Annotated in this window: 9 protein-coding genes; 6 read left to right on the forward strand and 3 right to left on the reverse strand. The window is 66.4% G+C overall.

Features of this window, described 5'->3' with window-relative positions; genetic code table 11:
• Positions 1 to 4: 4 nt before the first annotated feature.
• Complete coding sequence (gene codA / locus A6723_RS21375) at positions 5 to 1,246, forward strand: cytosine deaminase (RefSeq protein ID WP_054910253.1); 1,242 nt, start codon at positions 5 to 7, stop codon at positions 1,244 to 1,246.
• A gap of 309 nt (positions 1,247 to 1,555) precedes the next feature.
• On the opposite strand, the gene A6723_RS21380 is transcribed toward codA, so the two are convergent.
• From A6723_RS21380 to exaA, 3 genes are all read right to left on the reverse strand, one after another.
• Positions 1,556 to 1,990: a carboxymuconolactone decarboxylase family protein gene (locus tag A6723_RS21380; protein ID WP_054910252.1), complete on the reverse strand. Its 435-nt coding sequence runs from the start codon at positions 1,988 to 1,990 to the stop codon at positions 1,556 to 1,558.
• A gap of 132 nt (positions 1,991 to 2,122) precedes the next feature.
• The gene (locus A6723_RS21385) at positions 2,123 to 2,785 is read right to left on the reverse strand and encodes a pentapeptide repeat-containing protein (RefSeq protein WP_082450816.1); all 663 of its coding nucleotides are present in this window, start codon (positions 2,783 to 2,785) and stop codon (positions 2,123 to 2,125) included.
• Positions 2,786 to 2,841: 56 nt separating this feature from the next.
• Positions 2,842 to 4,698 (reverse strand): quinoprotein ethanol dehydrogenase, encoded by a 1,857-nt coding sequence (exaA, locus tag A6723_RS21390; protein WP_054910251.1) that lies wholly within the window; start codon positions 4,696 to 4,698, stop codon positions 2,842 to 2,844.
• A gap of 308 nt (positions 4,699 to 5,006) precedes the next feature.
• Between exaA and pedF the strand changes: the two genes are divergently transcribed.
• The 5 genes from pedF (at position 5,007) to A6723_RS21415 (ending at position 10,311) form a co-directional block, all read left to right on the forward strand.
• Positions 5,007 to 5,444: a cytochrome c-550 PedF gene (pedF, locus tag A6723_RS21395; RefSeq protein ID WP_024762484.1), complete on the forward strand. Its 438-nt coding sequence runs from the start codon at positions 5,007 to 5,009 to the stop codon at positions 5,442 to 5,444.
• A 5-nt stretch (positions 5,445 to 5,449) separates the two neighbouring features.
• Positions 5,450 to 6,349, forward strand: coding sequence for an ABC transporter substrate-binding protein (locus A6723_RS21400; protein WP_054910250.1), 900 nt, complete (start codon positions 5,450 to 5,452; stop codon positions 6,347 to 6,349).
• Positions 6,350 to 6,359: 10 nt separating this feature from the next.
• Positions 6,360 to 7,109 carry a quinoprotein dehydrogenase-associated SoxYZ-like carrier gene (locus A6723_RS21405; RefSeq protein WP_037013317.1) on the forward strand — a complete coding sequence of 250 codons (750 nt, stop codon included), beginning with the start codon at positions 6,360 to 6,362 and terminating at the stop codon, positions 7,107 to 7,109.
• Positions 7,110 to 7,135: 26 nt separating this feature from the next.
• Positions 7,136 to 8,065 (forward strand): quinoprotein relay system zinc metallohydrolase 1, encoded by a 930-nt coding sequence (locus tag A6723_RS21410; RefSeq protein WP_054910249.1) that lies wholly within the window; start codon positions 7,136 to 7,138, stop codon positions 8,063 to 8,065.
• A gap of 473 nt (positions 8,066 to 8,538) precedes the next feature.
• Positions 8,539 to 10,311 (forward strand): methanol/ethanol family PQQ-dependent dehydrogenase, encoded by a 1,773-nt coding sequence (locus A6723_RS21415; RefSeq protein WP_045217984.1) that lies wholly within the window; start codon positions 8,539 to 8,541, stop codon positions 10,309 to 10,311.
• Positions 10,312 to 10,615 lie beyond the last annotated feature (304 nt).

Here is a 10,615-nt window from a genome sequence, read left to right on the forward strand (position 1 = left end):
TCCCATGAAAATCATCAACGCCTCCCTGCGCAAGCAGACCGGCCTGTTCACCATCCGCTGCGAAGGCGACGTCATCGCCGAAGTCGTCCAGCAAGCCGGCACCCTGGCCGCCAGCGGCGACGACATCGACGCCCGCGGCAACCTGGCCATCGCCCCGCTGGTGGAGCCGCACATCCACCTCGACGCCACCCTGACCGCCGGCGAGCCGGAGTGGAACATGAGCGGCACGCTGTTCGAGGGCATCGAGCGCTGGGCCCAGCGCAAGGAAACCATTACGCACGAGGACACCAAGTCCCGCGCCCACACCACCATCCGCATGCTGGCCGCCCACGGCATCCAGCACGTGCGCACCCACGTCGACGTGACCGATCCGACCCTGGCGGCGCTCAAGGCCATGGTGGAAGTGCGCGAAGAGGCGCGGCACCTGGTGGACCTGCAGATCGTCGCTTTCCCGCAGGAGGGCATCGAGTCCTACGAGGGCGGCCGCGAGTTGATGGAAGAGGCGATCCGCCTGGGCGCCGACGTGGTCGGTGGCATCCCGCACTTCGAAAACACCCGCGAGCAGGGCGTCAGCTCGATCAAGTTCCTCATGGACCTGGCCGAGCGCACCGGTTGCCTGGTGGACGTGCACTGCGACGAGACCGACGACCCGAACTCGCGCTTCCTCGAAGTGCTCGCCGAGGAAGCCCGCGTGCGCGGCATGGGCGGCCGCGTCACCGCCAGCCACACCACGGCCATGGGTTCCTACGACAACGCCTACTGCTCCAAGTTGTTCCGCCTGCTCAAGCGCTCGGGCATCAACTTCGTCTCCTGCCCGACCGAGAGCATCCACCTGCAGGGCCGCTTCGACACCTTCCCGAAACGCCGCGGCGTGACCCGCGTGGCCGAGATCGACCGCGCCGGCATGAACGTCTGCTTCGGCCAGGATTCGATCAAGGACCCGTGGTACCCGCTGGGCAACGGCAACATCCTGCGCGTGCTGGATGCCGGCCTGCACATCTGCCACATGATGGGCTTCGACGACCTGCAGCGCGCGCTGGACCTGGTCACCGACAACAGCGCTCGCGCACTGAACCTGGGTGCGCGCTACGGTATCGCCGCCGGCCGTCCGGCCAACCTGCTGGTGCTGGGCGTGGACAGCGACTACGAAGCGGTGCGCCAGCAGACCAAGGCGCTGTACTCGATCCGCAATGGCCGCGTACTGATGAAGCGCGAGCCGGAGAAGGTTGAGCTGGCCGAGGGCTGATCGGCTTCCTGTAGGAGCGGGCTCGCTCGCGAACCTTGGCCCCGCTGCCGGGCCATTCGCGAGCAAGGACTGGGCGTCCCCTCGGTCCTGCGAGATCAAAATCCCTCTTCACTAGTCCTGTAGGGCGGATAACGCCGGAGGCGTTATCCGCCAGCTGGCGGATAACCCGTGCCGGGTTATGCGCCCTACGTGAGCCACAGATGCAATTCGTAGGATGGCGTGGAGCGAAGCGATACCCATCAGTTCCGTGCACCGACCGCATGGGTATCGCTGCGCTCCACCCATCCTACGGGTGTCAGAGCTCTCTGCTCAGGGCACCATCGCCATGCCCACGCCGAAGCGGTTCCAGGCGTTGATGGTGGCGATGGCCAGGGTCAGGTTGGCGATCTCGGCGTCGCTGAAGTGCTCGCGCAGGGCGTCGAACTGGTGCTGCGGGGCGTGCTTCTCCGGCAGGCGGGTGAGGCTTTCCACCCAGGCCAGCGCGGCGCGTTCGCGCTCGGTGAAGAAGCGGGTTTCCTCCCACACGCTCAGGGTCTGCAGCCGTGCCTCGGTCTCGCCAGCCTTGCGGGCGTCGTTGGCGTGCATGTTCACGCAGTAGGCGCAGCCGTTGATCTGCGAGGCGCGCAGGCGGATCAGCTCCAGCAGCGAGGTTTCCAGGCCGGATTTGGCCAGTGCCTGTTCCAGGCCGATCATGGCCTTGTAGGCGTCGGGGGCGGCCTTGGCCCATTCGATACGTGCGCTCATGGTGGTCTCCAGTGGGGCCCGCGGTAGTGCGGGAATGGAGCTAAGGTAACGCCGACTCCCCGGCGTTCGAATAGCCAATTCCCGGCAATACCGGCAGACCAATGGAGCCAATCCCGGCTATGCGCTGGGCGCTCAGTCCCAACCGCCTGGGCAACCCTTGCAGCCCGCCATGTTGCTGCCCTGGAAGTTGCCGAAGCGCTGGCGGCTGCCGCGCAGGTCGGCATCTTCCAGATTTGCTTCGGCCAGCTTCACTTCCTGCAGGTTGGCGTCGCGCAGGTCGGCGCCCTTGAGGTCGGCGCGGGACAGCCAGGTCATTTCCAGGTCGGCAGCACGCAGGTTGGCCTGGTGCAGCTTGCCGCCGCTCAGGCGGGCGAACTCCAGGTACGCGGCGGTCAGGTCTGCGCCTTGCCATTGCGCGCCCTGGGCGAACAGCCCCCAGGCCTGGATGGCGACCAGCTTGGCGCCACTCAGGTCCGCGCCACGCAGGTTGGACTGCTGCAGGCTGGCGCGGGTCAGGTCGGCACCATTCAGTTTTGCCTTTTGCAGATCCGCCAGGTCCAGCTTGGCGTGGCGCAGGTCGGCTCCGGCAAGGTTGGCACCGGAGAGGTTCATCCGCGTCAGGTCCTGGTTACGCAGGTCGGCACCGCGCAGGTCGGCGTTGGGACATTGGCTGTCCGGCTCGATACGGCAGCCAGCGATGACGGTGGCCCCGTCGTCTTCGGGTACTTCAGCCGGCTGGCTGGTGGCGAAGGCGAGGGTGGAGAGGGGGAAGAGCAGGCAGGCAAACAGGCGCATGGCAATCTCCTGGGAACGTGAAAAGGCCCGCGCCGGAGCCGGCGCGGGCCTGTGCATCAACGGCTGGCGGTCTTGTTGTCCCAGCTGGGCAGCTTGAACACCCAGAAGGAACCGCCCTGGGCCACCGGCTTGGTCAGCTCGGCCATGTCGCCGCCCCACAGCGGCACCGCGCCGCCGTAGCCGACGGTCACGCCGATGTACTGCTCGCCGTCCTGTTCCCAGGTGATGGGCGGAGAGACGATGCCGCTGCCGGTCTGGAACTGCCACAGCTCCTTGCCGGTCTTGGCGTCGAAGGCCTTGAGGTAGCCCTCGCCGGTGCCGGTGAACACCAGGTTGCCGGCGGTGGCCAACACACCGGCCCAGAGCGGCAGGTGGTCCTTGTATTCCCATTCCACCTTGCCGGTGGAGGGGTTCATGGCGCGCAGCGTGCCGACGTGGTCGTCATACATGCGCTTGATGCGGAAGCCCATGCCCAGGTAGGCGCTGCCCTTGGCGTAGTTCACTTCCTCGGTCCAGTAGTCTTCCTTCCAGTGGTTGGCGGGGACGTAGAACAGCCCGGTGTCCTGGCTGTAGGCCATGGGGTTCCAGTTCTTGCCGCCGAGGAACGGCGGCGAGACCTCCACGGCCTTGCCGTGCTTCTGCCCAGGCTCCGGCAGCGGCGGGCGCTGGCCTTCGTTCTCCACCGGGCGGCCGGTCTTCAGGTCGATGTGGCTGGCCCAGGTGATGTTGTCGACGAAGGGGAAGGCGTTCTGCAGCTTGCCGTTGGTCCGGTCGACCACATAGAAGAAGCCGTTGCGGTCGGCGTGGGCGGTGGCCTTGACGATCTTGCCGTCCTGGGCCTTGTAGTCGAACAGCACCAGTTCGTTGTTGCCGGAGAAGTCCCAGGCGTCGTTGGGCGTGTGCTGGTAGAACCACTTCACCTCGCCGGTGCTCGGGTCGACGCCGACCTGGCCGGAGGTGTAGAGGCTGTCGTAATCGTGCGGGTTGCCGCCCTTGGCGGTGCGCGCCCAGGTATTCCACGGGCCGGGGTTGCCGGCGCCGACGATGATGGTGTTGGTCTCGGCATCGAAGCTCGCGCTCTGCCACGGGGCGCCGCCGCCGTGGCTCCAGGCCTCGACCTTGCCGGTGGGGGAGTTCTTGTCCTCCGGCCAGGAGGGTGCCTTCACGTCGCCCGTGGGAGTGCTGTCCTTGCCATTGAGGCGGCCCATGTGGCCCTCGACGAAGGGCCGCATCCACACCTCTTCGCCGGTGTCCGGGTCGCGGGCGAACAGGCGGCCGACCACGCCGAACTCGTCGCCCGAGCTGCCGTGGATCAGCAGCACCTTGCCGGTCTTGCCGTCCTTCACGATGGTCGGCGCGCCGGTCATGGTGTAGCCGGCGCCGTGGTCGCCGAACTTCTTCTTCCAGACCACCTTGCCGGTCTTCTTGTTCAGCGCCACGACCGAGGCGTCGAGGGTGCCGAAGTAGATCTTGTCGCCATAGATGGCAGCGCCGCGGTTGACCACGTCGCAGCACGGACGGATGTCGTCGGGCAGGCGGTGGTTGTAGGTCCACAGGCGCTTGCCGGTCTTCGCGTCGAGGGCGAACAGCCGCGAGTAGGAGGCGGTCACGTAGACCACGCCGTCGCTGACGATGGCCTGGGACTCCTGGCCGCGCTGCTTCTCGTCGCCGAAAGAGTAGGACCAGGCCGGGGTCAGCTTGAACACGTTGTCGGCATTGACCTGCTTGAGCGGGCTCCAGCGCTGGGCATTGGTGCCCATGCCGTACTGCAGCACGTCGCCGGTGGTCTTGTGGTCGTTGGCGATGTCGTCCCAGGTCACATCCTTGGCCAGGGCGGAGCCGCCGGCGGTGACGGCGATGGCGCAGGCGAGGCTGCTGAGGACGAGGTGCAGGGGGACTGTTGTTGTTCTCATGGTGGGTTTCCCGTGATGGATGGCGGCAGGCCGCTGCACGTGCCGCGGCGAATCCATGGTGGGAGGAGGGCGTGCTGGCGGGGAACGGAAAAGCTCCCGGCGATGCCGGGACTATTTCCCGGTACGGGCATGACTTGGGCTTGCTGCCAAAGCGCCGGCAGTGGCCGACCGGCGTTCTAGTACGAAGGGAGTAGACGGGAGCATCCAAAGCAGGATTCGGCCGTCGGTCGCGCGTTCTTACCATCGTCATCACTGGCGTCTTTCCGGGCGCCGTGCCTTGCCAAGCATCTCGATGAGAGGATGAAGTGATGAACAACAAGAACGTGCTGTGCGGCCTGCTGTTGATGGCCGGCCTGGGTGTCTCGGGCCTGGCCCTGTCCCACGGCAATGTGACGCCCCAGGCAGTGGATACCACGGGGCTGGAACCATTGGGCAAGGAATGGCGCGACACCAACCCCTACCGCGAGCCCTACGCCAACCACGCCAAGGCGGTGGAGATCGGCGCTTCGGCCTACAACCAGAACTGCGCGCGCTGCCATGGCCTGGAGGCCAAGTCCGGCGGCATCGCCCCCGACCTGCGCATGCTCGACGTGGGCGCCGAGGGTGACGAGTGGTTCAAGGAGCGGGTGATCAACGGCGCGGTACGCGACGGTGCGGTGTACATGCCGAAGATGGCCGACTTCATCAGCCAGGAAGGCCTCTGGGCAATCCGCACCTACCTGGACAGCGTGCACGTGGACGAGTGATCGCCATGCGCCTGCCCAATCTGCTGATCGGCCTGCTGCTGAGTGCGGCCCTGTGCCTGCTGCTGGGGCAGGCGCAGGCCGGTGTGCGCCCCTACGAAGACATGATCGCGAGCGGTGTCCTGCGGGTCGCCGTCTACGAGAACTTCCCGCCCTACAGCTTCATGCAGGACGGGCAGCCGCGCGGGGTCGATATCGATCTCGCGCAGCACCTGGCCAGCGGCCTGGGCATGCGCGCGGAGTTCCTCTGGGTAACCCCCGGCGAACGCCTGGACGATGACCTGCGCAACTTCATCTGGAAAGGCCACTACCTGCGCCCCGGCGTGGTCGCCGACGTGATGCTGCGCGTGCCCTACGACCGCCAGTACGCCAACCGGCGCAACGATGTCGGCGAGTTCGCCAACGAGCAGGTGGTGATGTTCGGCCCCTACCAGCGCGAGCGCTGGCAGGTCGTCAGCGATGACCGTCGGCTGGCGGAAGTGGACACCATCGCGGCGTTCCGCGAACACCCCATCGGCGTCGAACTGGACAGCGTGCCGTCGTTCTACCTGACCTCGGTGCTGGGCGGCCAGCTCAGCCGCATGACCATCCACTTCCCCAGCACCCAGGCGGCCTTCGACGGCATGCGCGCGGGCAAGGTGGACGCGGTGATGGCCCTGCGTGGCGAGCTGGACTGGATGCGCGCGCAAGCCGCCGACGAGCACCTGAAGAACGCCGAGAACACCTACCCCAACCTCGGCCAGCCCGAGTGGGACATCGGCATGGCGGTGCATGAAAGCAATCGCCAGCTCTCCAATGCCCTGGACGGCGAACTGGAGGAACTGGTGCGCAGCGGTGAGATGGAGAAGCTCTATGCGGCCTACGGCGTGCGTTACGAGCTGCCGGGGCTCTACCAGGACGTGCAATGAGGGAGACATGATGCGCAGGCGCCAGATGTTGCTCGGGCTGTGCGGCTTGCCGCTGCTGGCCGCGGCGGTGGAGGGCGACCCGATGCCCTCGGTGATGTGGGAGTACCACCACAAGCGCCTGCTCAATGGCGAGCCCTACGTCTTCGACGAGCGGGTCAGGCTGGGTGTGCCGCCGTTCGCCGAGGACTCCCGCCAGGTACCGGTGGAGGTCGACGCCCGCGCCTTGCCGGGGCGCTTCGACCGGCTGCTGCTATGGGCCGAGCTGAACCCGATTCCCCATGTGCTGACGCTTTACCCTGGCGTGCACCTGGAGCCGCTGCTGGCAGTGCGCATCCGTATCGAACAGGCCACGCCGATCCGCGCCGCGCTGCGGGACGAGCAGGGAGTCTGGCATGTCGGCTCGGCGTGGATCGATGCGGCCGGTGGCGGCTGCACAGCGCCCAGCGTGGTGCGTGCGCAACCGGGCTGGGAGGACCGGCTCGGCCAGGTCCATGGCGAGTCCTACCCCAAAGGAGAGTACAGCCGCGTGCGCCTGTCGGTCTCGCACCCGATGGACAACGGCCTGGTCGGCGGCATCCCCGAGTTCTACCTCGACCATGCCGAACTGCGGGGGCCGGAAGGCGAGGTCTTCGCCCGACTGGACCTGTTCCCGGCGGTCAGCGAGAACCCGACCTTCACCTTCGAAGTGCGCGGCCACCCGCATACCGAGCTCTGGCTGCACGACAACAACGGCAACGAATTCCAGGCCGCTCTGCGCTGACGCCGCACTGCGCCAACGAGGTGCCCATGCGTTTCCTCCTGATCGCCCTCGCGTGCCTGTGCCTGCCGGCACTGGCCGACCTGCAGTACCACCTTCAGCCCCGACAGATCGCCGAGGGCACCTGGGTGGTGGAAGGCAGCACCGACAACTTTGCCAAGGACAACGGTGGCGCTATCGTCAACGTCGCCTTCATCGACACCGGCGACGGCGTGCTGGTGATCGACAGCGGTCCGTCAAAGCGCTATGGCGAAACCCTGCGTGCGCTGATCCAGCAGACCACCGGCAAGCCGGTGAAGCACGTGCTGCTGACCCACCATCACCCCGACCACGTGCTGGGCAACCAGGCCTTCACCGACGTGCCCATCGGCGCGCTGGCCGGCACCAGTAAATTGCTGAAAGAGCAGGGCAACGCCATGGCGGAGAACATGTACCGCCTGGTCGGCGACTGGATGCGTGGCACTGAGGTCGTGCTGCCCACCGAGACGGTGGAGCCCGGTGAATGGCAGATGGGCAGCCACCGCTTCCGCCTGCTGGGCTTGCGCGGGCACACTGGCGCGGACCTGGCGATTCTCGACGAAACCACCGGCGTGCTGTTCGCCGGGGATATCGTCTTCTACCAGCGCGCACTGACCACGCCGAACAGCCCCGGCCTGGATGTGTGGCTCGGTGACCTCGATACCCTGCAGCTGCTGCCGTGGAAACAGATCGTCCCCGGCCATGGCCCCATCGCCACGGATGCCGCGCCGTTTGCGCAGATGCGCGATTACCTGGGCTGGCTCGACACTGTGATGCGTGACGGCATCGCCCAGGGCGCGGACATGAACGACCTGCTGCGCACGCCGATTCCGGACCGTTTCGCCGGCATCAGCCTGACGCGCTATGAGCTGATCCGCAGCGTCAGCCACCTGTATCCGCGCTATGAGCAGAAGGCTCTGCCGCGCGTCGATGAGCAATAGCCATTTCAGCGGAGGTTTCGGTGCGCGCGCAGGCCCTCACCCCAACCCTCTCCTGGAGGGAGAGGGGGGCTGTCTGGAGCGGCTTTGCTGCTCGCCGCTCCGATCTGCCCTTCCTGTAGGAGCGAGTTTGCTCGCGAACCTTCCAGCAGGATGCATTCCTGCTTTCGCCCCTCGCGCCGAACGGCTTCCTCTCCCCCTGGGAGAGGGCTGGGGTGAGGGGCTCGTAACCCCGTTCAGACAACGCAGTGGCCGGGGAATCCGCTTCGCGAGCAAGCTCGCTCCTACAGGGACAAGGCTCGCCCATCCAGCCCTTAAAAGCCCCGCATTTCGCACCGCTGCAGCCCGGTATTGCTACCAAGGAACTAGGAAATTCGGCACTGCGTTCAATTGTTGGCCTGCCGTGCCAAACCAAGAATCTGCGACAGACCGGGAAATTTTCCCGGGTACAACAACAATCGCAGAGGCGCACCGCCATGAGACAGCTTCAACCTTTCGCCCGCACCGTGCTGTTCACCGCCATCGGCCTGGCCAGCCTGGGCGCCCACGCCGGCGTCACCGACCAGGACATCAGTGATGCCGCCAAGCGCACCGACCAGATCGTGGTCAACGGCATCAACCAGCAGGGCCAGCGCTTCAGTCCGTTGAACACGCTGAACAGCGATAACGTGAAGGAGCTGCGGCCGGTGTGGGCGCTGTCCTTTGGCGGCGAGAAGCAACGTGGCCAGCAGGCGCAACCGCTGATCAAGGACGGCGTGATGTACGTCACCGCCTCCTACTCGCGGGTGTTCGCCGCCGATGCGCGCACCGGGCGCAAGCTCTGGCAGTACGACGCACGCCTGCCCGACGGCATCATGCCGTGCTGTGACGTGATCAACCGTGGCGTGGCGCTGTATGGCGACCTGGTGATCTTCGGCACCCTCGACGCCAAGCTGGTCGCCCTGAACAAGGACACCGGCAAGGTGGTGTGGAAGAAGACCGTGGCCGACTACAAGGCCGGTTACTCCATTTCCGCGGCGCCGCTGATCGCCAAGGGCAAGCTGATCACCGGCGTCGCCGGCGGCGAGTTCGGCGTGGTCGGCAAGATCGAGGCCTACAACCCCACCAACGGTGAGCTGCTGTGGAGCCGCCCGACCGTGGAAGGCCACATGGGCTACGTCTACAAGGACGGCAAGCCGGTGGAGAACGGCATCTCCGGCGGCGAAGCGGGCAAGACCTGGCCGGGCGACCTGTGGAAGACCGGCGGCGCGGCGCCGTGGCTGGGCGGCTACTACGACCCGAGCACCGACTCGCTGTTCATCGGCACCGGCAACCCGTCGCCGTGGAACTCGCACCTGCGTCCGGGCGACAACCTGTTCTCCTCCTCGCGCCTGGCGCTGAACCCGGAAGATGGCTCGATCAAGTGGCACTTCCAGACCACCCCGCACGACGGCTGGGACTTCGACGGCGTCAACGAGCTGGTGTCCTTCGACTACAAGGACGGCGGCAAGACCGTGCAGGCTGCGGCCACCGCTGACCGCAACGGCTTCTTCTATGTGCTCGACCGCACCAACGGCAAGTTCATCCGTGGCTTCCCCTTCGTCGACAAGGTGACCTGGGCCAAGGGCCTGGACGAGAACGGCCGGCCGATCTACGACGACGCCCACCGCCCGGGCGCGCCGGGCGAGGGTGGCGAGAAGGGCACGTCGGTGTTCGTCGCGCCGTCCTTCCTCGGCGGCAAGAACTGGATGCCCATGGCCTACAGCCAGGACACCGGGCTGTTCTACGTGCCGTCCAACGAGTGGGGCATGGACATGTGGAACGAGAACATCGCCTACAAGAAAGGCGCGGCGTACCTCGGCGCGGGCTTCACCATCAAGCCGCTGAACGAGAAGTACATCGGCGTGCTGCGCGCCATCGATCCGAAGACCGGCAAGCAGGTCTGGCGCTACGAGAACTACGCGCCGCTGTGGGGCGGCGTGCTGGCGACCCACGGCAACCTGGTGTTCACCGGCAACCCCGAGGGCTACCTGATGGCCTTCGACGCCAAGACCGGCAAGAAGCTCTACCAGTTCAACACCGGCTCGGGCGTGATCGCCTCGCCGATCACCTGGGAAATGGACGGCGAACAGTACGTGACCGTTCTCTCCGGCTGGGGCGGCGCGGTGCCGCTGTGGGGCGGCGAGGTGGCCAAGCGGATCAAGGACCTGGACCAGGGCGGGATGATCTGGACCTTCAAGCTGCCCAAGGACCTGGTGGCGAAGAAGTGATGTGCCCGTGAGGTGAGCAGGGGCCGGCCATTGTGCCGGCCCATTGTTTTGGCGCGCTGTTGGCGCTGTTCGCGTGCATGGCCTTTGGGCGTTTCTGCGCCGCATCTGTGTGCGCGGATGCATTGGGTTTCGCCCCCTCGGGCGACCTACTTTGGCAAACGACGGATGGCCGCCCCGCCCAAAGTAGGCAAAGGTCTTGCCCCGGACATCCGGTTTTTCGCTTAGGCGAAAAATTCCCTCGTCGAAGCGCAGTTTCAGGGGCCCGAACTAGGCGTCCCCCCACGAAGGGCCATCCCTGGCCCAT

It is taken from the genome of Pseudomonas sp. AU11447 (genome assembly GCF_001672555.2).
GTDB classification, from domain to species: domain Bacteria; phylum Pseudomonadota; class Gammaproteobacteria; order Pseudomonadales; family Pseudomonadaceae; genus Pseudomonas; species Pseudomonas nitroreducens.

Coding starts and splice junctions, on each gene's coding strand:
- pedF (WP_024762484.1), top strand. CDS start 5,007: ATGAACAACAAGAACGTGCTGTGCGGCCTGCTGTTGATGGCCGGCCTG.
- A6723_RS21405 (WP_037013317.1), top strand. CDS start 6,360: ATGCGCAGGCGCCAGATGTTGCTCGGGCTGTGCGGCTTGCCGCTGCTG.
- A6723_RS21415 (WP_045217984.1), top strand. CDS start 8,539: ATGAGACAGCTTCAACCTTTCGCCCGCACCGTGCTGTTCACCGCCATC.
- A6723_RS21380 (WP_054910252.1), bottom strand. CDS start 1,990: ATGAGCGCACGTATCGAATGGGCCAAGGCCGCCCCCGACGCCTACAAG.
- exaA (WP_054910251.1), bottom strand. CDS start 4,698: ATGAGAACAACAACAGTCCCCCTGCACCTCGTCCTCAGCAGCCTCGCC.
- A6723_RS21385 (WP_082450816.1), bottom strand. CDS start 2,785: ATGCGCCTGTTTGCCTGCCTGCTCTTCCCCCTCTCCACCCTCGCCTTC.
- codA (WP_054910253.1), top strand. CDS start 5: ATGAAAATCATCAACGCCTCCCTGCGCAAGCAGACCGGCCTGTTCACC.
- A6723_RS21400 (WP_054910250.1), top strand. CDS start 5,450: ATGCGCCTGCCCAATCTGCTGATCGGCCTGCTGCTGAGTGCGGCCCTG.
- A6723_RS21410 (WP_054910249.1), top strand. CDS start 7,136: ATGCGTTTCCTCCTGATCGCCCTCGCGTGCCTGTGCCTGCCGGCACTG.